Source organism: Staphylococcus equorum (assembly GCF_029531845.1).
GTDB classification, from domain to species: Bacteria; Bacillota; Bacilli; order Staphylococcales; family Staphylococcaceae; genus Staphylococcus; species Staphylococcus equorum_C.
The window spans coordinates 19,200-42,284 of sequence record NZ_JAMBPV010000016.1 but is presented as its reverse complement, the minus strand read 5'-3'; the positions used below and the strand labels follow the sequence as shown (position 1 = coordinate 42,284).

General features: G+C 30.9%; 23 protein-coding genes. 8 read left to right on the top strand and 15 right to left on the bottom strand.

Annotated elements, in window-relative coordinates; genetic code table 11:
• Positions 1–29 precede the first annotated feature (29 nt).
• The 4 genes from M4L39_RS13545 to M4L39_RS13530 all read right to left on the bottom strand — a co-directional run bounded on the left by M4L39_RS13545 (position 30) and on the right by M4L39_RS13530 (position 1,901).
• On the bottom strand, positions 30–443 hold the full coding sequence (locus tag M4L39_RS13545) for an urease subunit beta (protein ID WP_277582470.1): 414 nt from the start codon (positions 441–443) through the stop codon (positions 30–32).
• A gap of 15 nt (positions 444–458) precedes the next feature.
• Complete coding sequence (locus M4L39_RS13540) at positions 459–761, bottom strand: urease subunit gamma (protein ID WP_277582472.1); 303 nt, start codon at positions 759–761, stop codon at positions 459–461.
• 499 nt (positions 762–1,260) lie between these two features.
• Complete coding sequence (locus tag M4L39_RS13535) at positions 1,261–1,575, bottom strand: DMT family transporter (RefSeq protein WP_277582469.1); 315 nt, start codon at positions 1,573–1,575, stop codon at positions 1,261–1,263.
• Positions 1,576–1,577: 2 nt separating this feature from the next.
• On the bottom strand, positions 1,578–1,901 hold the full coding sequence (locus tag M4L39_RS13530) for a DMT family transporter (RefSeq protein ID WP_277582468.1): 324 nt from the start codon (positions 1,899–1,901) through the stop codon (positions 1,578–1,580).
• Positions 1,902–2,481: 580 nt separating this feature from the next.
• Here M4L39_RS13530 and M4L39_RS13525 point away from each other — a divergent pair.
• Positions 2,482–3,474 carry a hypothetical protein gene (locus M4L39_RS13525; protein ID WP_277582467.1) on the top strand — a complete coding sequence of 331 codons (993 nt, stop codon included), beginning with the start codon at positions 2,482–2,484 and terminating at the stop codon, positions 3,472–3,474.
• Positions 3,475–3,894: 420 nt separating this feature from the next.
• Here the strand turns inward: M4L39_RS13525 and M4L39_RS13520 are convergent, their stop codons facing one another.
• From M4L39_RS13520 to M4L39_RS13485, 8 genes are read right to left on the bottom strand one after another with little or no spacing between them, the layout of a single operon-like run.
• The gene (locus tag M4L39_RS13520) at positions 3,895–4,899 is read right to left on the bottom strand and encodes a zinc-binding alcohol dehydrogenase family protein (protein ID WP_277582466.1); all 1,005 of its coding nucleotides are present in this window, start codon (positions 4,897–4,899) and stop codon (positions 3,895–3,897) included.
• 21 nt (positions 4,900–4,920) lie between these two features.
• The gene (locus M4L39_RS13515; protein WP_277582465.1) at positions 4,921–6,420 is read right to left on the bottom strand and encodes a tagaturonate epimerase family protein; all 1,500 of its coding nucleotides are present in this window, start codon (positions 6,418–6,420) and stop codon (positions 4,921–4,923) included.
• Positions 6,421–6,445: 25 nt separating this feature from the next.
• Complete coding sequence (locus M4L39_RS13510; RefSeq protein WP_277582464.1) at positions 6,446–7,693, bottom strand: MFS transporter; 1,248 nt, start codon at positions 7,691–7,693, stop codon at positions 6,446–6,448.
• Between the two features lie 17 nt (positions 7,694–7,710).
• Positions 7,711–8,544: an SDR family oxidoreductase gene (locus M4L39_RS13505; protein WP_277582463.1), complete on the bottom strand. Its 834-nt coding sequence runs from the start codon at positions 8,542–8,544 to the stop codon at positions 7,711–7,713.
• Positions 8,537–9,619, bottom strand: a complete 1,083-nt coding sequence (uxuA, locus tag M4L39_RS13500; RefSeq protein WP_277582462.1) for a mannonate dehydratase — start codon at positions 9,617–9,619, stop codon at positions 8,537–8,539. Before uxuA ends, M4L39_RS13505 begins: the two co-directional genes overlap by 8 nt.
• 18 nt (positions 9,620–9,637) lie before the next feature.
• On the bottom strand, positions 9,638–10,654 hold the full coding sequence (locus tag M4L39_RS13495; protein ID WP_107365649.1) for a zinc-binding alcohol dehydrogenase family protein: 1,017 nt from the start codon (positions 10,652–10,654) through the stop codon (positions 9,638–9,640).
• Positions 10,655–10,669: 15 nt separating this feature from the next.
• Positions 10,670–11,614: a sugar kinase gene (locus M4L39_RS13490; RefSeq protein ID WP_277582461.1), complete on the bottom strand. Its 945-nt coding sequence runs from the start codon at positions 11,612–11,614 to the stop codon at positions 10,670–10,672.
• Positions 11,615–11,623: 9 nt separating this feature from the next.
• A complete protein-coding gene (locus M4L39_RS13485) occupies positions 11,624–12,262 on the bottom strand; it encodes a bifunctional 2-keto-4-hydroxyglutarate aldolase/2-keto-3-deoxy-6-phosphogluconate aldolase (protein ID WP_277582460.1) in 639 nt (212 codons plus the stop codon).
• Positions 12,263–12,420: 158 nt separating this feature from the next.
• Here M4L39_RS13485 and M4L39_RS13480 point away from each other — a divergent pair, with 158 nt between their 5' ends.
• A complete protein-coding gene (locus M4L39_RS13480; protein WP_277582459.1) occupies positions 12,421–13,173 on the top strand; it encodes an IclR family transcriptional regulator in 753 nt (250 codons plus the stop codon).
• 40 nt (positions 13,174–13,213) lie between these two features.
• Here the strand turns inward: M4L39_RS13480 and M4L39_RS13475 are convergent, their stop codons facing one another.
• The gene (locus tag M4L39_RS13475) at positions 13,214–13,414 is read right to left on the bottom strand and encodes an Ldh family oxidoreductase (protein ID WP_277582458.1); all 201 of its coding nucleotides are present in this window, start codon (positions 13,412–13,414) and stop codon (positions 13,214–13,216) included.
• Positions 13,415–13,856: 442 nt separating this feature from the next.
• Positions 13,857–14,585, bottom strand: a complete 729-nt coding sequence (locus M4L39_RS13470) for a DUF536 domain-containing protein (protein WP_277582457.1) — start codon at positions 14,583–14,585, stop codon at positions 13,857–13,859.
• Positions 14,586–15,003: 418 nt separating this feature from the next.
• On the opposite strand from M4L39_RS13470, the gene M4L39_RS13465 reads away from it, so the two are divergent.
• Positions 15,004–15,975, top strand: a complete 972-nt coding sequence (locus tag M4L39_RS13465) for a replication initiator protein A (RefSeq protein WP_277582456.1) — start codon at positions 15,004–15,006, stop codon at positions 15,973–15,975.
• A gap of 65 nt (positions 15,976–16,040) precedes the next feature.
• Positions 16,041–16,541: a GNAT family N-acetyltransferase gene (locus M4L39_RS13460; RefSeq protein WP_277582455.1), complete on the top strand. Its 501-nt coding sequence runs from the start codon at positions 16,041–16,043 to the stop codon at positions 16,539–16,541.
• A gap of 434 nt (positions 16,542–16,975) precedes the next feature.
• Here the strand turns inward: M4L39_RS13460 and M4L39_RS13455 are convergent, their stop codons facing one another.
• Positions 16,976–17,614, bottom strand: coding sequence for an HD domain-containing protein (locus M4L39_RS13455; RefSeq protein WP_277582454.1), 639 nt, complete (start codon positions 17,612–17,614; stop codon positions 16,976–16,978).
• An 830-nt stretch (positions 17,615–18,444) separates the two neighbouring features.
• Between M4L39_RS13455 and M4L39_RS13450 the strand changes: the two genes are divergently transcribed.
• From M4L39_RS13450 to M4L39_RS13435, 4 genes are all read left to right on the top strand, one after another.
• Positions 18,445–18,696, top strand: a complete 252-nt coding sequence (locus tag M4L39_RS13450; protein WP_277582453.1) for a hypothetical protein — start codon at positions 18,445–18,447, stop codon at positions 18,694–18,696.
• Between the two features lie 794 nt (positions 18,697–19,490).
• Entirely contained in the window at positions 19,491–20,441 is a 951-nt protein-coding gene (gene speB, locus M4L39_RS13445) for an agmatinase (RefSeq protein ID WP_277582452.1), read from the top strand.
• A gap of 34 nt (positions 20,442–20,475) precedes the next feature.
• The gene (locus tag M4L39_RS13440; RefSeq protein WP_277582451.1) at positions 20,476–21,867 is read left to right on the top strand and encodes a sodium:solute symporter; all 1,392 of its coding nucleotides are present in this window, start codon (positions 20,476–20,478) and stop codon (positions 21,865–21,867) included.
• A gap of 41 nt (positions 21,868–21,908) precedes the next feature.
• Entirely contained in the window at positions 21,909–23,075 is a 1,167-nt protein-coding gene (locus tag M4L39_RS13435) for an aminotransferase class I/II-fold pyridoxal phosphate-dependent enzyme (protein ID WP_277582450.1), read from the top strand.
• Positions 23,076–23,085 lie beyond the last annotated feature (10 nt).

The window sequence follows — 23,085 nt, the reverse complement described above, 5'->3', positions numbered from 1 at the left end:
CGTATATTGAGATTGCGTCATTTTAAAACTCATCTATCATACCCACTTTCTTTATTAGCATTTTCACCTGTTAAATTAGAATCATCTATAATTTCAGTTTTTGAATCGTCGTCTTCAGGCTTATAGACGCGAGATTCGTCGATTGGGCCGTTTACCTCACCATGAAAACCGAAAATTTTACGCTTACCACTATATTCAACCAATTGTATTTCTTTTTCATCTCCTGGTTCAAAACGAACAGCAGCGCCTGCTGGAATATCTAGACGTTTACTGTATGCTTTTTCACGTTCGAATTGAAGTGCAGGATTAGCTTCGAAAAAGTGATAATGTGATCCGACTTGAACTGGTCGATCTCCTGTGTTTTTAACATCAATTATTGTAGCATTAAGACCTTTATTCACTTCGATCTCTGTACGTTTAACAATGATTTCACCTGGTTTCATAATATAAATCCTCCTTTATACAATTGGGTGATGGACGGTAATTAATTTAGTACCATCTGGGAAAGTTGCTTCAATTTCCAAGTCAGTTATTAAATCTCCAACCCCATCCATAACATCATCTTCACTCAATATTTTTCTACCGTAACTCATAAGCTCTGCGACAGATTTTCCATCTCTTGCACCTTCAAGTATTTCATAGCTAATAATGGCTACTGCTTCTGGATAATTTAACTTTAAACCTCGTTGTTGGCGTCTACGTGCTAAATCTGAAGCTACGACTAACATCAACTTATCTTGTTCACGTTGAGTAAAATGCACGGTTTTCACTACCTTTCTCTGTATTAATTATATTTTATGCATAAATATACGTCCACACTTTAATAATAAGACTATGGTATGATAACTACAAGAATTACGCTCCCAGTCGTTATGTTAGGTTATAGGTTAGTAACGATTCCTTTTGTTTTATATTTGAACGCTAGCGTTATACTACAACTTTTTGGTATTCCTCCAATTTTGAGTTCACTCCGAACTAAATAGATGCTTGTCAGCATTCACTATTTCTTATAGGACTTTTTAACTCCACTTATTACAAAAGAGACATACATAATATGTATATTCCTTAATTTCTTCAAAATCAAACCTGTCTTAATTACGAAGTTTTTTTATATTTATACAAATTATCAAAGTATGGTTGTAGCTTTAATGTAGTAGTCGCCCCTAACGTTAAAAACCAAAATAAAAAGTAGAGCACGCATTTATAGAAAATTTGTTGGAGGCAAGGTTTCTGAGGCTGAAGATCAATAAAGCGATAATATTAGCTAACTAATTTTAAACCGATTGTGCTACCTAATATTAAGGTGATGAATATAATACGTTTTATATTTTTAGATTCATTAAAGAAAACTATACCTACAATAGCTCCTCCAACTGCTCCTATCCCAGTCCAAACAGCATAACCAGTACTCATTGGAATAGTAGTAAGTGCCATTGATAAAAAGATAAAGCTAATACCAAAATATATTATGAGTTGAATTATGTGCGTCTTTTTTGCTGTTTTACTGTAGAAATTCATAAAAGTGACTCCTAACATCTCAAATATACCTGCTATGATTAATATTATCCATGCCATAATTAATTTTCTCCTTTCTGATTAGTCACTAATTTTAGTCCTATCACTCCAACAAGTAATAAGAAAATAAGTAAGATTTTTGATAGTTGAAAGGGTTGGTCAAAAAGCAGTAAATCACATAGTGTAACTCCTGTTGTACCTAATCCTACAAAGACAGCATAAGTTGTGCCTACAGGTAAGTGTTTAGAAACGTTAATTAATAAATAAAAGCTAATTATTATAGCTATGATAGTTAAGGCTATTTCAAATATATTGCTAGAATGAGTCAATCCTAGTACCCAACCTACTTCAAATATAGCTGCGATGATAATTTTTATCCAATTCATTGTGGTCCCCTCCGTGTCATACAATTAGTTGTATGTTTTTTTTAGATCATACTATTTTAATTCTCGAACAGTCTTAAGAGGCTTGAGAAAATATCCAAACGCCACGCCTATGGCAGGTAATATATTCTTTGTTATTGACTCAATTTCAATATAGTAGAAAAAAATAACTCGGAAATAATTGGTGCTACTAAATACAAAACTACGCTTTTATTTCCAATACTTATAAATTGAATTACTATAGAAGGACTTTATTATGGCCCTTACGTAAAAAGTGAAACATTGATTTTGAACTTCAAAGAGCTAAATTTCTACTTTTATGTTCATCAATATACTGTTTATATTCAGAATTGGCCTTTTTAATTCTTATTTTGTTATTAAAAAGTGTTGCTTGTTTTAGTTACCCTAATGAATCTTTTAGTAAGTATTAAAAAGACACCTATGTAGCATATAAGCACCCTTAACATTTCAAAATCAAAACCATATTTCCTTATTCTCATTTTTTACGATGTGAAAATTTTTGCTGACATTTAATTTTTTTTTTTTGCTATTGTTAAATGATTCGCTAAGAAGGAGAATATAAATGAAAAGAAAATATGAACCATTATTTCAAGCATTTCAGTTAACAGAATATATAGAATTAAAAAATCGTTTTGTTTTAGCGCCCTTAACCCATCTATCTTCAAACGAAGATGGATCAATTTCAGAAGAGGAACTTATCTATATCGAAAATAAGTCTAAAGATGTCGGAATGGCTATCACAGCAGCAGTTTATACATCTTTTAATGGTATAGCAGTTGCTAATCAAGCATCCATAGCAGAAGATAAATTTATAGATGGTTTAAAAAAACAAGCAGCAGTTATGAAAAAGCATGATGCTAAAGCAATACTTCAATTGCAACACGCTGGTGGTTTAGGATATTCTGAACTATTACCTAATAAACAGCCTTTAGGACCGAGTAATATTCAACGAGAGGGTTACAGCCAGCCTAAGTCGCTAGAACATGACGAAATTTTAAAAATTATTAAAGAAGTCCTAAAAGTTAAAAGCGAAGAAAATAAGGCGTTTATTGTTGGTTATAGATTTTCTCCAGAGGAACCAGAACGTGGTGGCATAAAAATGGAGGATACTTACAAATTATTGCAAAAAATAATTAAGACAGATTTAGATTACCTTCATGCCTCTACAATGCATGTTACTTCGAATGTAAAAGAAGGCAATTTTAAAGGACAAAACAAGTTAGAATTGCTTCGAAAATGGATTCCTTTAGAGATGCCCTTAATTGGTGTTGGTTCAATGTATAGTCCAGATCAAGCAGTAGAAGTTTTAAACCAAGATGTTCCTTTGATTGCCTTGGGACGTCCTCTACTTATAGATTCTAACTACATACAAAAAATAATAGAAGGTAAGGAAGATACTATAGAAAAAGCACTAGAATATAATAGAATAGATAAACATGGTTTAACTCAAATATTTTATGAAGATGCTTTAAAATCTGATTGGATGCCGACTAGAGATAAATATAAGAGTCAAATAAGTGGAGGCGAAGAAGACAAACACAAAGAATATAAATAAAATTTATGAATGCCTAGAAGAAAACCAACTTTTGAACAAACTGACAACGAATGGACAGCAAACGGCTTAAATAGTATACTTTTCAAAACATTTTTGTCGGTCAGTTTATCTACAAATAATAATAAAGACACATACATAATATGTATGTGTCTCAATCGTTTCAAAATCAAATTTCGTCTTAATAAGAATCTGGGACATAAATACACTTTATCAAACTCAAAACCTCACTCCTTTGAATGTTTAAAGGAGTGAGGTTTTCTATTTAAAATCAATCTTACGATTTTTCATGTGCATGCTCACCTAGAGTATGGATCGAGCTGCACCATCTCACATACCATCCCTCGGCGTCTGCACTTTACAAAATAGTGGAAGTTTATAAGTTACATAAAATAGCGATTATAATAGGGTTATTTTCTAATTCTATATTTCTATAACTGTTTTGTTCGTTTTAAATACACCTTGTTCAAAGAAATTTGGTACTTTATCAAATTCAAGTCTCTTAGTAAAATAACTCTCCTGTATTTTACCTTCTTTGATTTGATTTATAACAAAATCAAAATCTGTTAATGTAGCGTTTCTACTTGCCATTAAAGTAATTTCTTTTGCGTGTAAATCAGAATCTACGAACTGAATATTATCTTTTACTAACCCTACGTATACAATTCTACCTCCGTGATTTACATAATTGAATGCTTGTTCCATTGAATTCTTATTGCCTGTAGCATCCAACACTACCGTTGGTAATTTATTGTCATTTATTTCTTTAATATCTTCGATGATATTTTCATTTGATTTAATTATTTCATCACATTCAGACCATTCTTGACAAAATTTTAATCTTTCTTCACTTAAATCTGCAACAATAACTTTTGCTCCGAGTAGCTTAGAGAATCTTGCCACACCCAATCCTATAGGTCCTGCTCCAACTACTAACACCGTTTCATCTTGTTGAATACTCGCTCTTCTGACCCCATGAGCACCAATACTTAAGGGTTCGATCATAGCACCCATTTTTAGCGGCAAATCATTTATTTTAATAACATTTGAGTATGGTACAGATAGATATTCTGTCATACCTCCATCTTTGTGCACTCCAATTACTTCTATATTTTCACAGCAATTAGTTTTGTCATTTAAACATGATAAACAATGTCCACAAGATACGTATGGAATAATTGTAACTTTATCTCCATATTGAAAATCCTCAACTAATTTACCTGTTTTTTCTACTTCTCCTGACAATTCATGCCCCAAAATTCTTGGATATTCAAAGAAAGGTTGATTCCCTCCATATGCATGAATATCTGTTCCGCATACCCCAATATATTTTATCTTAATAAGAACATGATCATCTGAGACTTTTTTATTTAATTGTTCACTTTTAATCACCATATTGCCTGGTTTTTCACAAATTATTGATTTCATAATATACACTTTCTTTCTATATTATTTAGAAATTATATTTAATAATTCTAGATGGTAACCGATATGTTTATTTAACAATTGATAATATTCTTCTTCATATTTTTCTAACATATCGTATATATCTTTTTTAAATAGATATTCTCCTTTTTCATTTTTAGCAGTTAATAATAATCCATAAGAAACATGTAAAACTTGTCGAGCATTATCATCTTCTAAATAATCTTGATATTTTGTTTTTTCCATATCATTTATAGGCGTAATATTATCAACATCAGGGGTTATGTGATAATATTTTTGAGTTTCAGGAAAATATTTTAAAGAATATTCATGTAGTTCTTTATATAATACAGGGTTATATATTGATATTAACCTTAAGGCTTCTAACCAATTAGTTCCTGCAGTTTTAAGATGGAAGAGGCCATTAGTTTTTTCACTTATTAAAGGAAATACTGAAAATTTATCGCTTCCAGAATGTATACTTAACTTGTATTTAAAGTAATCAGCAATTAAGGCATGAATTTTCAAATCTTTTTCAAATTGCTTTATATCACCTATATAATCAATGCCTTTTTGAAATTCTCCACAAAATCTTGGTGCTAAGCTTGTCACTTCTATCCTTTGATCATATAATTCTTGTGCAACAAAGAAATGATCAAAAGGTGATGTAATCGTTTTAGTTTCATCAATAGAAATTTCAAAATCAATATCTTTATCTAACGTTTTAATATAAGTTTTATAAATATGAACCATATAATCTAAAGCTTTAGAATAAACAACTACAACTTTCATAAGATCTGATTTTCTAAAATCAAGAAATTCATCATTAACTTTGAAAGTTTGTCCGAGATATTTATTTTCATAATATATTCTAGTATCTTTGTTTAATTTATTATATGCACTTTCAATATCGGATTCATCGTCTAAGTTTATATCATTTCTTATATAATCCGAACAATCCAAAGTAAGCATAGAAATTCCTAATTTTAACTCATGTTCAATATCTTTTTCTTTCTTCAAATGATCTCCATCTGCTCCATAACCACCATCATAGCCTTCTTGTATGACTCCAAATGCTGCTTTATCTATAACATCTTCCATTGAACGATCTGTTAAATCTAGTTCTCTTATACTTTGTTGTGCAAAAATAGGTTTCGCATCAGTTCTACTCATTGCCATTACGTGGCCTGGAGTTGCTAACCCTAGTCTATCCCCTAGACCAATAGTAGTTTCACCCCTACCAAAAGCTTGAGGTTTTGTGAACTCAAAATAATGATTTAAAACTAATCTGTTTTCATGACTTAAATCACATAATTTTGCTTCATCTCTAATTAATTCACCTGCTAAATTATTAAATAAATCACTCTCTCCTACAGCTAATATATATTTACTATTATCATACTTAACCATGATTAAATGTGTTTCTTCATAGCTGAGTAAGGATTTTTTATATATTTTAATGTCGTTTGAAGTTGGTACTTTTTTATTTTTCAATGGTTCAATTATTTCTATTAAGCTCTCCATTAAATTTCCCCCTTTTAAAATATGCTTATACCTCTTCAGTTTTTGCTATTGGTTTAACAAAGAAAATGACTGCTATTGAAGCTACTACTGCCAACCCTCCTGCCAATAAAAATGCTGCTGTATAAGTTCCAGTAGTTTGTATAATATATCCTGTTACAGTAGGACCAATAATACCTGCTGTATTAGCTAATAAATGCATAAAACCACCAACTGAACCTACATTGTTGCTATCTACTACATCTTGCACAATTGCCCAATATATTGCGCCAGTTAAATACAAGAATAATACTGATAAAGCAACTAAAGTAACTGCTCCAGCTGTAGTTGTAACAATTCCTGATACACCTATACAAATCGCAGAAATAAACAAACAGACTACAAGGACAACTTTTCTTGAGAATAAAACTCCTTTTTGAACAGTATGTCGGTAAACAAAATCTGACACAATACCACTTAACGCTAAACCTAAGAAACCAAGTATCCACGGTATTACAGTGATTAAACTCATGTTTTCTACACTTAAATTTCTAGCATCTACTAAATAACTTGGGAACCAAGTTAGGAAGAAGAACAAAATATAGTTATATGCGAAAAATGCAAAGGCCGTAAAAAGTACGGTAGGATTTTTTAAATAAAATCCTAGTTTAAATGTTGCTATTGGTGCTATTTCTGCTTTTTTATCTATTGTTGTTTCTTCTATTTGATCAGGTTTTTCTTTTGCGACAAACCACCAAGAAATTGCCCAAATAATACCAATGATCATGATGGCAACGAAAGAAACTCTCCATCCTAAATGCAATGCTATAAAACCTACTATTGGTCCAGAAATTGCGCCACCTAATGGCGTACCACTGTTAGCTAAACCAACTGCAGTAGCTCTTTTAGAAGGTGGGTACCAGTTATTGACCATTTTATTTATAGTGGTGCTTAGTGGGCCTTCTCCCATACCAAAGAGAATTCTCACTATAAATAAACTAGCGAATCCAACAACTAGGACAATTGCTCCGCTAAATAATGACCAAACTATCATTGCGACAAATAATGTTATTTTTGCCCCAAATTTATCTGAAGCTATCCCTCCAACAAAGTTAAAAATTGCATACCCTATAGAAAAACTACTAAAAATTATTCCCATTTGACCTGGTGTTAAATTTAAATCAGATTGTATAAACGGTGCTGCTACTGAAAGAGCAGATCTATCTAGATAATTAATCACGCCTGCTAGAAAAAGAAATATTAAAATTATTTTTCCATCTTTGTTTATTTTCCCCATGTTTCCATCCCCCTTAATTAAACACCAGAATAAGCCATAAATCCTCCATCAACAGGTACCGTTATGCCATTTACAAAAGAAGAATATTCTTTATCTAATAACCATAATGTTGTACCAATTAGTGCTTCTGGTTCTCCGAATTCGGCTAGTGGGGTTTGACTTATAATTTTATTTGAACGCTCAGTTAAACTTCCATCTTCATTTAAAAGTAAGTCTTTATTTTGTTCTGTTAAGAAAAATCCTGGTGCTATTGCGTTAACTCGAATATCTTCTTCTGCAAAGTAAACTGCTAACCATTGTGTAAAATTATTGATAGCAGCTTTAGCAGCACTATATGCTGGAACTTTAGTCATTGGAGAATAGGCACTCATTGATGAAAAATTAATTATGCCTGCGTTTTCTGACTTTAATAATTCTTCTCCAAATACTTTAGATGCAACAAATGCACCTATAAAATTATTGCTAAATACTTGTTCAAAACCACTTTTTTCTAAGTTGAAAAAGTTATTCTTATCATTTGAATCATATGCTTCGCCATCAGTTATAGCGTCTGGATGATTTCCACCTGCTCCATTTATTAAATAATCAATTTGTCCGTAATCAGCTAAAATTGCATCTTTTGCTTTTTTTAACTCTTCTTCATTTGTGACATCAGCTGAATAATTACTTGATGTGCCGCCCTCTTCTTCAATTTCTTTAACAATTTTTGCACCTTTTTCAAATGTACGGTTCACAATTGCAATTCTCATGTTTTGCTTTGCTAAAGCTTTTGCTATTGTGCGACAAAGCACTCCACTTCCACCTGTAATCACAATTACTTTACCTTTTAAATTTTCGTGTTTACTAAACATGTTTTTCACCTTCTTTTTCAAGTTGATATGCATCCCAAAGACCATTAAGATACATAATACCTAATGCTCGATCATATAAACCGTATCCTGGGCGACATTCTTCTTCCCATAAGTGTCTCCCATGGTCTGGCCGAACATATCCTTTATAATCAACATCTGATAAATGCTTCATAATTTGCTTGATATCTATATCCCCATCTTCTGTATAATGAGATTTCTCAACGAAACTACCATCATCTGAAATATGAACATTTCTAATATGCATAAATGGTGCATGCTTATGATATTTTTTTGCTATTTTAGCCATATCATTTTTCTTAGACGCACCCATTGAACCAGTACATAAAGTAATTGCATTATTAGGACTGTCATTGATTTCAAACATTCTTTCGTAACTTTTCGCACCTGTAATGATACGAGGTAAATTAAATATAGAATATGGTGGGTCATCTGGGTGTATTGCCATTTTTATGCCGTAACGTTCAGCGGTTGGTATAATAGCATTTATAAAGTAACTAAAATTCTCCCAAAGCTTTTCTTCATCAACGCTTTTGTAAGATTCAATTAATTCCGAAATTTGATCGAGCTTTTCTTTCTCCCAACCTGGCATCGTCAAATTATTGCTTGAACTTGCTACTGTTTCAATTAATTCTTTCGGGTCTAAACTTTTTACTTTTTCATAATCAAAATATAAAGCTGTTGAACCATCTTCAAGAGGGTGAAACATCTCTGTTCTTGTCCAATCAAATATAGGCATGAAGTTATAACAAATTACTTCTACACCGTATTCAGCTAAATTTTCTATAGTTTGTTTATAATTCTCTATGAGTTCATCACATTCACTATTACCTAATTTGATTGATTCGTGAACATTAACGCTTTCTACGACTTTTGCGTTAAATCCATGTGATTCTATATATTCAACTTCTTCTTTAATTTCTTTTTTCTCCCATACAGCACCAACTGGCTTCTCATGCAACGCCCAAACTATACCTGTTGTATTCGGTATTTGTTTAATATCTTCTAATGAAATCGTATCGTTATTTCTTCCATACCAACGAAAAGTCATTTCCATTGTCTTCATCTCCTCTGTTTAATTGAAATTAATAATTGCTTTTTTTACTTTTTCAGGATGTTCATCTATAAATTGAAATGCTTCTTTCACTTGATTCAAATCATATTGGTGTGTAACTAAATCAAAATCATCAAATTTATGATTTTCCATATTTTCAATTACATCTTTAAATTTATAAGTTTGTAATCTTGAACCCACAATTGTTAATTCATTTTTAGTAATTGGCATTTGGATTATATTTGCTGGTTTTTCATCAAATCCTAAAACGACAACTCTACCTGCAGCCGACGCAACATTAATACTTAACTCAAATGTTTTAGGCATACAAACCGCATCAATTGATACATTAACTCCTTCCCCGTCTGTTAGTTTATGAATTTCTTCGACTAGGTCTAAGTCTTTTACATTTATAGCTACATCAGCACCTTGTTCTTTAGCGTAATCTAATCTTGACTGATCTAAATCAGAAATAAATACAGTTACATCATTCAACTTTGCATATTTCAAAATACATAAACCTATTGGTCCTGCACCTTGTATAAGTACTGTATCTCCATCTTTTAAATCTCCTCGACTAGTCGCTTGGGCGCCTATAGTTAAAGGCTCAATTAAAACGCTTTTTTCAAAAGCAACATCGTGATGCACTTTATGTAACTTGTTTTCACTAGCTGTAAAAAACTCTCTCATTCCTCCATCTTCATGAACGCCAAATACTATTAAGTTTCGACATACATTCGGTCTGTTTTGTTTACATGCATAGCACTCACCACACGGTGTTATAGGTTCAACAACTACATGCTCTCCTACTTGTAATTCAGATTCTCCATAAATTTCTTCTACTATACCTACTACTTCATGACCAACTATTCTTGGTATTGTTGCTAGAGGATTAGTGCCATGTAAAATATGTCTGTCCGAACCACATATGCCAACTTTTTTTGTTTTAACTAATATGTTTCTTTTTTCATCTGGTACAGGTTGTTCTATTTCTTCTATAATAATTTCATTTTCACCTATTACTCTAGCTGCTTTCATTTTTTCACCCTTCTTTTATCTCAAGATTAGTTTTTCCTCATTTAAAAATTTTTCTACTTGTTCTAAATATGGCAACCCTTCATTATCTCCCAAAACTTCTGTCACCATACCACCTACAGCGTTTGCAAAAGTCACTCTTTTTTTAGCATCATAACCTCTACTCATCGCATATAAATATCCACTCGCAAATCCATCACCTGCGCCTACTGTATCTATTGGATTGACTTTAAATACTTCTTTATCAAATTGTTTATCTTTACTTACATACTGTGTAGATAAATGACCACGTTTTACAATGATTTCCTCCATCTGATATTCGTCTAATAAAGATTTTATGTCTTTAAATGGTGTTGCAATTTTTAAAACTTCAAGTTCGTCATCACTTGTTAGCAAGATGTCCACATAAGGTAATAACTCACCTAAAAAAGTGCTTGCTGTTTCTTCATCCCATGTTTTAAGTCTGATGTTGGGATCTAAGCTGATTTTGACATCATTTTCCCTTGCTTTTTTCACTAAAGTTTTAATTAAATCAATTTTATGATGTAGTAATGCCACAAACACGCCACTAACATGGAAGTAATCGAAATCTTCAAAGTTCACACTTTCAATATCTTCTTGAGTAATATCCTTAATAGGTGTTGCATCTCTGTAATAAAATGATGCGCCACTTCCATCTGCATTAATTTGTTTAAAATATACTGAAGTCGATTTCTCTTTGACTTGTTCAATTATTTCAGTATCAATGCCTTCTCCTCTTAACACATTAATAATATGTTGACCAAATTCATCCTTACCTACTTTAGAATAAAATGTAGTATCAAGTCCGAGCCTACTAGCACCGATTGCTACGTTTAATTCTGCGCCACCAATTGTCCTTTCAAATGTATGATTAAATCTTAATGGCCCTTTATTTTTTGGATTCATTGCAATCATTGAATCTCCTATTGTGAATAATTTCATCAACCCCACTCACTTTCGTTTATTTCTATAAGCGTCTACATAAGCTTTTGCTTTTTTTGATATCACTTCACAATTATTTCCAGTGAATTCTTTTGTTAAATCACTTCCAATGCCTACCGCAAAGGAACCATTTTCCATCCATTCTGAAATATTTTCTAAATTAACTCCTCCTGAAGGCATTAATTCAACATTGGGAATTGGCCCCTTAATATCTTTAATGAAGCTTGCACCCAAATGTCCTCCAGGGAACAGTTTTACTAAATCTGATCCATAACGTAATGCTTCAATGATTTCAGATGCACTACTGCAACCTGGTAAATAAGGAATTGAATACACATTACATACTTTAGATATTTCAGTATCCAAATGAGGACTAACAATATACTGAGCACCTTTACTAATTGCTATACGAGCTGTAGTAGCATCCAACACTGTTCCTGCCCCTAAAACGATCTCATTACCATATTCTTTATTTACTCTTTCAATAACAGATTCTGCATTTGGTACAGTAAATGTAATTTCTATATTCTTAAATCCACCCTTTATTATTTCGTCAATAATTTTTTTTGTTTCGTCCTCGTTACTGCCCCTTATCACTGCTACTAAATAATGTTCGTGCAACTGATTCAATATTTTATATTTTTTCAAAATTTACCTCCGTTTCACATTATGATACAATGTACTGTATAATGACATTGAATATTATTATAACGTTTATGTAAGCGTTGTCAATAATTTATGTAATCATAAAATGCTACTATAAATGGGTATATATGTGATATATTTTTAATAAAGAGGTGGTTAACATGGCTTCAAACGTGCAATCAATTGATCGTGCTTTAAATATTTTAGAAATTATTTCAGAGCAAGAACAAATATCTTTAAAAGATTTAGTCGAGGCAACAAAATTATCAAAAGCAACAGTTCATAGGCTTGTTAATTCTCTGATTAATAATGGCTATGTAGAAAAAAATGAATTAACAGGACAATATGAAATTACTTTTAAAATGTTCCAATTAGGTAATAAACGGGTCCAAAATATAGATTTTTTAAATGTAGCTAAAAGTATGATAAGCCAGTTAACAAATACTTTAGGAGAAACATGTCATTTAGTAGTGGAAGATAATTATGAAGTTTTATATGTAGATAAATTTGTACCAAATAACAATACACGAGCTATGGCTTCTAAAATAGGTACAAGAGCTCCTATGTACTGTACAGCTGTAGGTAAATCTATACTTTCTACATATGATAATGAAAAAATAAAAGAAATATGGGAACGATCGAATATTGTGAAATTAACAGAGAATACGATTATTGATTTTACGCAGTTAATGCATGAGATTAAAGAAATTCGTAAACGAGGGTATTCAGTAGATAATGAGGAAAACGAAAGAGGAATATACTGTGTAAGTACATATTTTGTGAATTATAGAAATGAAGTTCAAGGAGCAATAAGTCTTTCTTTTCCGACAACACAATTAGATAAAAAAGAGTACTTTGTAAAGCAATTAAAAGAGTGTGCGGATAAAACATCTAAATTATTAGGTTATAATTAAAATAGGATTGAATATTATATATAAAAACTAATGACTCTTCTTAAACATACTTATTAATACAACCAGATTTAATTCTTTTAACATAATGTTCTAAACGGAGAACTCCATGAGAATCAACACCTCTTAAATTGGCATTTAGCAAAACATTCGAAATAATTTTAGCTTGTTCTTCAGATAAATGCTGTTTTTTAAAGATTTTTGTTGTTTCACTTAATAAATTTTCATATGTGGTTGAGTGCATGTTAAAATTCCTTCTTAACCTTAAGTTTTATAATATAGAATGAAGTTATACATTATAATAAAGATAATACAACACTAAGTGTAAGCGATATCAAAAACCAAAAGAACAAAAACTATCGATTTATAGATATTAATAATTTTTAACTATAAAATATTTTGAAATTGATTCATTTAATATTAGTGGTGGCTCCACCCCTATTGATCTAGTAACTTTAAAAACCTTGGTGCTTGATCACTTGGCTAAAAAATATTTCAATGATGAATATTTTATGGACTTAATTCAGAACTCACAACCAATAAGCCAAGCTGTATCAAATTTGTTGGGTTAACATAATCGATGATTATCAGAAGTTCAGATGATATAAATAAAAGCGCTACAAGTTCTTTAACTTGTAGCGCTTTTTTAATAAATACAGTCTTTTCAAGCGATTATTATAATATAATTAGCCACCAAACAAACGACTCCAGAAGCCTTTTTTAGGTTGCGTTTCTTCACTCTTTTCTTCTATATCACTATCATTGTCATTTTGATTAGATGGAACATCTTCATCTTGTGTACTTTCATCGCTTTGACTTTCAGATATATCCTTATGTTGAATCTCTGCTTCTTTCTCTTCTTCCTGGTGTTGATTAATATTTACAGAATCAGTAGTATACGTTGCTTCTTGTGCATCAACGTTTTGTCTATCGTTAGTAGATGTATCAAAGGAATAATTAAGGTGTCTTTCTTCCTCTAATTGATTCTCTAATTTTTGAATCTTTTTATTACTCTCTAATGCCAATACTTGCTGATTCTCAAGCAATTTTGATCTTTCCTGCAACTCTTTTCTGTAGAATTCAATTGTTGTTTCATGACGATTTTCTTGTTTTTCAATTTGATCATTCAAAGTATCAATCTGATTTTTAAGGATTTCTACTATTTGAGTATCACTTTTGGATTCAAGATTAATATTATCTGACTCTTTTTTTGGTTTGTCTTCAGTAGTACTTTCAAAACCATATTTCTTTTTATTTTCATTTACTCTTTGAATGATTTTTTCTATATCGGTATCTTCTTTAATAAACGAAGTGTTTTCCTGTTTTATTGTCTCTATATTCAATCGTTTAATGTTATTAAAAATTGTTTGCTTACTAACCCCTAATTCTTCACTCAATATTTTCACGCTTTTCATATCATCAACCCTTTATAAAATGTTTATAAACCCTTTATAACATATTACAAGCTTGTCATGCTTAATAATAAAGTAATTGGTAAACCAAAAAAATAAAACCATCAACCCTTTTATCAAGTGTTTATAAAGGGTTGATGGTTGTTGTCAAAGGTTTATAAACCCTTTATAAACACTTGACAAACCTACATTTTCCCTTTTATAAGCTTATTCAAAGTGCTATAATAACCTTAATACAACAAAAACCCCAACTACTGGTAATAGTCGGGGTTTGGTAATAAAACGTTGCAGCACGTTTATAAATATTTTGATATCTGTATTATATACAACTATATCATCAAAGTGCAAGCAAAAAATTTATGTGTTCTTGTAATGTTTTATTACCTCTATCCAAAATTTGAATAGGAAAGGGGTTTTTATTATGTCTAGAAAAAACATAAAAAATCAGGCCAGTCAAAATTTCTATATGCTACATAAAGTATTATTTATCAATGAAAAATATAAAAAGTTAAGTGATAGTGCAAAAGTTACCTATGCAATTCTTAATGATAGAGTAAGTTTATCTATTAAAAATAATTGGATAGACCAAAATGGAGATATATATTTTATTTTCACAAATGAAAATCTTCAAGAAGTGTTAGATAAAAGTAAAAATACAATAACTAAAATTAAAAAAGAATTACAAGAAGTGGGTTTATTAGAACAAGTTAAAACTGGATTTAATCGACCAAACAAACTATACCTTCATGAAATTGAAACAAATATAAATATTGAAAAAGAAATACAAAATAGCACTTCAAACAATGACGAATCAAGTGATAGCAAGGAATCCCAAATAATGGGAGTCCAGAACCCCAAACAATGGGAGCCCAGAATCCCAAACAATGGGAGCCCAGAATCCCAAAACTTAGACTCTAATGATACTGACTTAAGTAATACTGATTATATAGAGACTGAGAATAATGATACGCATGATATGAATGATACATACAACAATTCAATAAACAGTAATCATTCGGATCATACAAATCATCAACAAACCGAATTTAATAATGATGCACTTAAGTTCCAAGTCCTCGAAGAATTGCCGCAACAACTACAAGATTATTTAAGTAAATTTGAAATTAGAGAAATTCGGATTATTAAAAGTGTGTTACTCAAAGGTAAGACATCATTTAATAATGCACATGATACCTATTACCGTTTAGAAGATGTGGAGTTTGAAGTTGTAAGCGTGTTGAAACGTTTTAAAGCGATGCTGCTACAAAAGGATGAAACCGTTGAATCGATGCAAGGGTATTTAATGCAATCCATTAAAGCTGAATTCGAAGAAACACATGCACTTTATATGCGACGTCAAAACATGAAACAGCATAATATCTTTAATCAGTAGATGTGGAGTGATTTCACATTTAAATAAAGGGTTACATAGGATTAATAATTTTTAGGAGGGCGAGTATGGAGTTCTATTCTAGAGACTTAAAGAATACAGATATAGATCATTTAAATGAATTATATACTTTACCAGAAGTGACTCAGTATCAAACTTGGGGTCCTCAAAGTTATGAAGAAACTCAGCAATTCATTAATGTGGTTTTAGAGAAAGATTCAAATTGGATTTACAATGTCCTCGTGGATCCTGATACAGATCAAGTCATAGGGACAATACAATTAGCCATAGATGAAGTGAACCAAAGTGCTAAAATTAACTTTATTATCCATCCAAATTATTGGGGCGACGGCGTTGCGACCGATATAGCAAAAACAATCATCAAATATGGCTTTAAAGTACTAAAACTCAATAGAATAGGGGCATCCATTGATTCAAGGAATATAGCTGCCGGGATTGTTTTGGAAAAGTTAGGTATGAAACGAGAGGGCATTTTGAGAAAAGATAAATTAGTGCAAGATGCGTACAGAGATACATTGATCTATGGTCTTTTGAGAAGTGAATACTAAGAGAGATTATTTATATACTCAATCCTTTGTTAAAGTTCGAATGCATTAAATGATTGGGTACATAAATGGGCAGTGTCTAAAAAAACAACATTGCTTTTGATTAAAAATTAACTTGTGAAATTAAGATACATTTATTCAGCTCACATTTGCATTTTAAGGACGTATATAAACTTTAGGTAGAATTCTCTATAAATAACAGCTAATTCGTTAAAATACCCCCTTAAAATCCAAATAAGGCTATATAAAAACAAAAAGCTAATCCAGATAAAATGGATTGGCTTTTTGTTTTCGATACGGACTATTTATTTTTCTGTATCACTTTTTCAAGAATACAGTAGCAATATTCACGCAAATTAATTTTTGTAACTGCTCGGAATATTTCAAGGCGTTTACTTAATTTATAAATAAAAAATCGACAAAGCAATTGATTACTTTTAGCTATCCCATTTTGAACGTAAAATGCATGAGCAAAAATTATTTTGAGGATATTCTGGTTCGAAATATTTAATTACATCTGATTTTATATTTCCAAAAGTTGTTTCTGGTTTATGTTTAAAGCCGTCGTAAAAAGATTGGATTACATCATTTTTAAAGTTACCTCTTAGAAATTTAGTAGCAATTGCTTTTCTAATATCATCAGAATATTGATCCCAGTTATCGCCCATGACGTCCATTCCTACACCGTGATATAACAATGCTACGTTGTTTTCTTTATGCTCAGCTACACCTAATGTTGTATGTAATGCAATGGAATCCCAGGCAAGTTGTAAGTCGCGATCGTCATAATTATAAGTTTCTAAAAATTGTCTTACAGCGTTAGCACCATCTACTTCGAACCTTAAATCATCGCTACTGTATGTTTGGGTTAAACCTAAATCATGAAATAAAGCCGTGATATAAAGTATTTCTTTATCGTATTGCAATTTATCTTGCATCCCTTTAACTTCTCCAAATAAATAGACTCTATTTGAATGATTCCATATTAATTCATTGCCATATTCTCGTACAATCCCTTGTGCATCTTGAATAATTTTACTGTCGGGTACTTTTATTTCATCTATGCTATTAACCATAAAAAACTCCCTTTATTAAGAATGTTATTTTGTATTAATGTTCCCCTGAAAAATAATACAAAACTTTTCCATTTTAGAAAGGACGTTTTTAGAATAAAAGCATATTCAAAAAATAGGTACTAAAAATTCTATGTTTTAATTGAACTAGTTTAATAATGTATGTATTTCTAATTAACCATATGATAAAAAATGATAGTATATGATCGATATATCACCATAATTATTTCATCCTATTCATCTCTTTACTAAATAAAACTTTTTAATAAAGAGAAGAATATTTTAATTTAAAACCCTAAAAGGCGTTCTTGGATTTTGATGGTCAAAATTCAAATGATAAAAGAGTAACTTCTTTAAAAAATGAATATACCAATCAATTTAAGTCTGTTATTTCTTTAGATATTTTTTCAAAAATGAGAGCTAATTTTTGAAAAAATATATGTAATTGGTGAAATAAAAACACACTCAAATTGACATAAATTATGTAAACAGCGTAAATGACCTTAATTTCTTGTAAGAGCATAAGGAGAATATGCTATCATTTAAAATGATAGGTCTGGCAAAGCCAGACATTCCAACGGATTAAGGTGTTTTCAGTGTGATATCAAAAATTTAGAAAATGCCTCACCTTTGTGACACAATATATTGTGATTGTCTCACCTTTGTGACACAACATATGTCATTTGTCACAAAGGTGAGACACCCTGTTTTTGAATATAAAATGCCTAATAGCTATCTTATTTAGTACGAAGTTTAAGAAGGATTTTAGCAAATATAAATGTGTATGAAATATTAAAAAGAAGCTGAAATTTTGTGAAAAGGAGATAAAAATAATGAAGAAAAGTTTATTAATTCGAGATGTAGATAGTGAATTATTAGATCGATTAAGTAGACTGGCTAAAGAAAAAAATGTATCAAGAAATAAATTGATTTTAGAGATATTAGAACTATTAGATCCACTTGAAAGTTATCAAAAATTATATGCAGAACAAAGTCATCAGCAAGCCCAAAATACAAAAGTTTTAAAAGAAGTGGCGAGTAAACAAGATAAAATATTAGCATTACTTGAGTCCGTTGAATATTAAAAAGAAGGTTAAATAATGATGGAAGAAATAAAAAATGTAATGCTAAATTTTAGAGATAAAAGTAAAAAAATAAGAGTTGTATTGTTTTTTTGTACTATGTATTCCCACAGGATATTTAATGTGGAATATACCAAAAGTACTTGATATGTTTAGCAATTTACAAAAGGGCACAGATGTATTTATGTATATAGGTTGCTTTACTTTACCAGCAATACATATATTTGAACTTTATTATATTTCGTTTATTACTTATCATTGTTTGTTTGAAAAAACACTAATTGGATTACTTAGAAGTATTTATTTGAAGCAAGATAAGTTATCTTAAAAATGAAGGAAAGGGATGTGTAAGTTACACAAATGTAATTAACACATGTGTAATTTACACGCGCCTACAAAATTATTCGATGAGATATAAAAAGCAATTATAATTTTAGTTAAAACACTGTTTATTGGTTAAGGTAAATTAATATACTATTAAACTATTAAATAAGTATACAAATTTAATGATAAAACTAGTTGTCTTAAAGTCAGTGGTTTATTATTAATATATCGGCTTTTGAATGGGATTATTAGAGCAACATGTTGCTCTATGACATACACTGAGTTGCATTTTTATAGATAATGTTTAATTTCTTAATTACATATTTCAGCTTATGAGAAGTAAATATTAACATTTTATAATAGTAAACTGGTACCAAACGAAAAATAAACTGGTTCTTTACATTTTCTATTTATTAAATTAGCATTTATGAAAGCGCATTCATAAATATTTTGAATTAAAGGAGTAGATTTATATGTTTAAGCCAAAAGATTCGTCTATGTCGCCAAGATTTGTTGGACCAAGAACTTTTATGAGATTACCATTGGAAAATACTTTAGAAAACGTAGATTTTTTAATTATGGGCGTACCATTTGATACTGCTGCTTCAAATAGAACTGGTCAAAGATATGGTCCTCAAAGTGTACGGGATTTTTCAGTTTTATTGAGACCGTATAACCCAGATCAAGATATAAATATTTTCGATTATTGTTCAGGTATAGATCACGGGGACGTCGATGTTATACCAGGTAATGTGTTGAAAACTTATGATAAAATCACTGAAAAATTAGAACCTATTTTAAACAAAGGGATTATACCTATTATGATGGGGGGAGACCACTCAATAACATTAGGTCATCTACGTGCTTTTGCAAAAAAATATGGGCCTGTATCACTCGTCCATTTTGATTCTCATAGCGATACTTGGGAAGATTATTTTGGGGAAAAATATGTCCATGGAACGCCATTTAGAAGAGCGGTAGAAGAAGGGTTAGTTGATACACAAAAATCAATTCAAGTAGGTATTAGAGGACCATTATATGGACCTGAAGATATACAAAATGCAAGAGATTTAGGATATCAAGTTATTCCAATGAGAGAAGCGCGTGAACTAGGTATTGAAAACGTAATAGACAAAATTCAAAAACGAGTAGGAGACAGCCCGGTTTTCGTTTCATTCGATATTGATTTTTTAGATCCTGCGTACGCTCCAGGAACTGGAACGCCAGAAATTGGAGGGCCAACAAGCTTTGAAGCATTAGAATATGTAAGGAAACTTGATGGTCTAAATATTAAAGGGTTCGATTTGGTAGAAGTATTGCCAACATATGATTCTAATGAAATAACAGCTGTAGCTGCATCTTCAGTCATATTTGAAATGGTAACATTAATAGCATTAGCAAAACGGAGAAGTGAAAACCAATAAACTTATTTTATATTAAAGAAAGTTGGTAAAGCTTATGACGAATATAGACTTTATAATATTTGCAGTATATTTTTTCGTGCTGATGTCAATTGGTGTTTTAGGTGTAATGAAAGCGAAGTCTTCAAAGAAATATATGCTTGCTGATAGTAACTTAGGTGTGTTTATGTTATTTGGTTGTTTAACGGCTGTATTTTTAGGAGGTTCTTCCACAATTGGTTCATCGCAATTAGGTTATGAAATTGGTTTTTCTGGATTTTGGTTTGTATTTGCATTAGGTGCTGGTATCACAATTTTTGGATTGCTTTTTTTAAGTAGAATTTTAAATATGGAAGTTATTACAATAAATGAGTTGTTGTATAAATTATTTGGTTCTAAAGTACGTATTATAGGCGCTATTGTTACAGCAATATACACATTAATGATAAGCGTTACGCAAGTAATCGCCATTGGTTCATTAGTATCTGTTATATTCCATTGGGATATGGAAACAGCTATCCTTGTTGGTGGTAGTGTGGTTTTTATTTACACAATACTTGGGGGCATGTGGACACTATCTATTACTGATTTCATTCAGTTTTCAGTTATGACAATAGGGATGTTTTTCATTATGCTACCTGTAAGTGTACATAGTGTTGGTGGATTTGGAGAATTATTTAGTTCATTGCCATCTTCACATTTAAGTTTCACGAACATTGGAATTAATGAAATTTTTAATTACTTTATAACATATACACTTGGGGTCATGGTAGGACAAGATATATGGCAACGTTTCTTTACAGGGAAAACAAAACGAGTTGCTAAAACTTCTGGTGTTTTAGTAGGTATTTATAGTGCATTGTATTCAATAATTATGGTGATTATAGGAATGTGTGCGTATGTTTTATTTCCAAATATTCAAAACACACAGAACGTTTTTACGCATATGGCGTTTGAGACATTACAGCCTGGTTTATTAGGTATTGTATTTGCGGCTTTAGCAGCTGCAATAATGTCCACGGCTTCAGGTACATTACTCGCGTCGTCAACAATTATTTCAAATGACATATTAAAACCATTTTTCTTTAAAAATATCAATGACGAAAAGTTTTTATTATTAACGCGTTTGACGACTTTATGCTTAGCTATTATTGCAATTGTTATTGCAATTTCGATTAAAGAGGTCCTTGTTGCAATTGATATCGCTTACGCTATTTTAACGGGAGCTATTTTTATGCCAGTTATACTAGGATTATTTATTACATGGATTACAGAGAGGGCAGCATTTTTAGCAATTCTAGTGAGTATTATTACAGTTTTCTTAAGTTTAATTATTGTCGGTCCGAGTTCAAATGTAACGATTATTTATGCTATTGCTTTAAATACAATTACCTTACTCGGTGTATCTTATTATGATAATAATTTAGCAAAGGAAAAGAATAACTTTTGATTCAATGTGGACCCGTCTATTAAATTAAAGGAGGTTTCTCAATGAAATCATTAAACCAATATATTTATGATATTGAAGTTCCTGGTACTCGTCAGTTTGCGAATAAAGTGGATCAATATGCCAACAGTATTGATTTAACTTTAGGGCAATCGGGATTTGAACCAGCTAAATATATCAAAGAAGCAATGATTACAGCAATACAAGACAATAAATTACGCTATACACATAACAAAGGATTACTAGAGTTAAGAGAAGCTATTTCAGAATATACATTTAATAGGCATCAAACATATTATAATCCTGAAAATGAAATTGTAGTGACAAATGGTGGGTCTGAAGGTATTGATGACGTATTGAGAACAATATTAAATTCAGGAGATGAAGTTATTTTACCATCTCCTACATACTTAGGTTATGAACCTATTATAAAATTAGCAGGTTGTAATGTTAAACTCGTAGATACTACAACTACAAATCTTAAACCCACACCTATAAATATTAAACAAGCTATTACTAAGAATACAAAAGCAGTTATATTTAATTATCCAACAAATCCAACTGGAACGACGCTAACATATGAAGAGATAGCATCTATTGTAAATGTGCTTGAAGGTACAGGCATTTATATTGTTACTGATGAAATATACAGTGAAAATGTTTATGAACATAAACATCACTCGTTTATGGAATTCCCATCGATTCGAAATCAACTATTTGTAGTAAATGGTTTATCAAAATCTCACGCATTAACAGGTGCAAGAGTAGGCTATGTATTATCCACACCGCGTTTAGTTGAAGAAGTAACAACAGTACATTTATACAATTCGATATGTGTTGCTACGCCAAGTCAATATGGAGCAATAAGTGCATTGAAAAATGGAAATGAAGATATTAGAAAAATGAATCAAGCTTATTTAGAACGACGTAACTATATATATAGTCGAATTCAAAAAATGGGCTTACCTGTTGAAAAACCTGAAGGCGCCTTTTATATTTTCCCAGATGTTAGTCAATATAATAAAGACTCATTTGAATTTTGTACACAACTTTTAGAATCAGAACAATTGGCCGTAGTGCCCGGAAAATCCTTTTCAGAATTTGGTGAAGGTCATATTAGACTATCGTTTGCTTGTACGATGCAAGAAATAAAAGAAGCATGTAATAGATTACAACGTTTTTTAGAAAACTATAAAAAACAAAGAAGCTAATATGTAATAG

Coding starts and splice junctions, on each gene's coding strand:
- M4L39_RS13440 (WP_277582451.1), top strand. CDS start 20,476: ATGACGAATATAGACTTTATAATATTTGCAGTATATTTTTTCGTGCTG.
- M4L39_RS13450 (WP_277582453.1), top strand. CDS start 18,445: ATGAAGAAAAGTTTATTAATTCGAGATGTAGATAGTGAATTATTAGAT.
- M4L39_RS13475 (WP_277582458.1), bottom strand. CDS start 13,414: ATGCACTCAACCACATATGAAAATTTATTAAGTGAAACAACAAAAATC.
- M4L39_RS13520 (WP_277582466.1), bottom strand. CDS start 4,899: ATGAAATCAATAATTTGTGAAAAACCAGGCAATATGGTGATTAAAAGT.
- uxuA (WP_277582462.1), bottom strand. CDS start 9,619: ATGGAAATGACTTTTCGTTGGTATGGAAGAAATAACGATACGATTTCA.
- M4L39_RS13525 (WP_277582467.1), top strand. CDS start 2,482: ATGAAAAGAAAATATGAACCATTATTTCAAGCATTTCAGTTAACAGAA.
- M4L39_RS13515 (WP_277582465.1), bottom strand. CDS start 6,420: ATGGAGAGCTTAATAGAAATAATTGAACCATTGAAAAATAAAAAAGTA.
- M4L39_RS13435 (WP_277582450.1), top strand. CDS start 21,909: ATGAAATCATTAAACCAATATATTTATGATATTGAAGTTCCTGGTACT.
- M4L39_RS13535 (WP_277582469.1), bottom strand. CDS start 1,575: ATGGCATGGATAATATTAATCATAGCAGGTATATTTGAGATGTTAGGA.
- M4L39_RS13465 (WP_277582456.1), top strand. CDS start 15,004: ATGTCTAGAAAAAACATAAAAAATCAGGCCAGTCAAAATTTCTATATG.
- M4L39_RS13470 (WP_277582457.1), bottom strand. CDS start 14,585: ATGAAAAGCGTGAAAATATTGAGTGAAGAATTAGGGGTTAGTAAGCAA.
- M4L39_RS13480 (WP_277582459.1), top strand. CDS start 12,421: ATGGCTTCAAACGTGCAATCAATTGATCGTGCTTTAAATATTTTAGAA.
- M4L39_RS13490 (WP_277582461.1), bottom strand. CDS start 11,614: ATGAAATTATTCACAATAGGAGATTCAATGATTGCAATGAATCCAAAA.
- M4L39_RS13510 (WP_277582464.1), bottom strand. CDS start 7,693: ATGGGGAAAATAAACAAAGATGGAAAAATAATTTTAATATTTCTTTTT.
- M4L39_RS13545 (WP_277582470.1), bottom strand. CDS start 443: ATGAAACCAGGTGAAATCATTGTTAAACGTACAGAGATCGAAGTGAAT.
- M4L39_RS13495 (WP_107365649.1), bottom strand. CDS start 10,654: ATGAAAGCAGCTAGAGTAATAGGTGAAAATGAAATTATTATAGAAGAA.
- M4L39_RS13505 (WP_277582463.1), bottom strand. CDS start 8,544: ATGTTTAGTAAACACGAAAATTTAAAAGGTAAAGTAATTGTGATTACA.
- M4L39_RS13530 (WP_277582468.1), bottom strand. CDS start 1,901: ATGAATTGGATAAAAATTATCATCGCAGCTATATTTGAAGTAGGTTGG.
- speB (WP_277582452.1), top strand. CDS start 19,491: ATGTTTAAGCCAAAAGATTCGTCTATGTCGCCAAGATTTGTTGGACCA.
- M4L39_RS13455 (WP_277582454.1), bottom strand. CDS start 17,614: ATGGTTAATAGCATAGATGAAATAAAAGTACCCGACAGTAAAATTATT.
- M4L39_RS13460 (WP_277582455.1), top strand. CDS start 16,041: ATGGAGTTCTATTCTAGAGACTTAAAGAATACAGATATAGATCATTTA.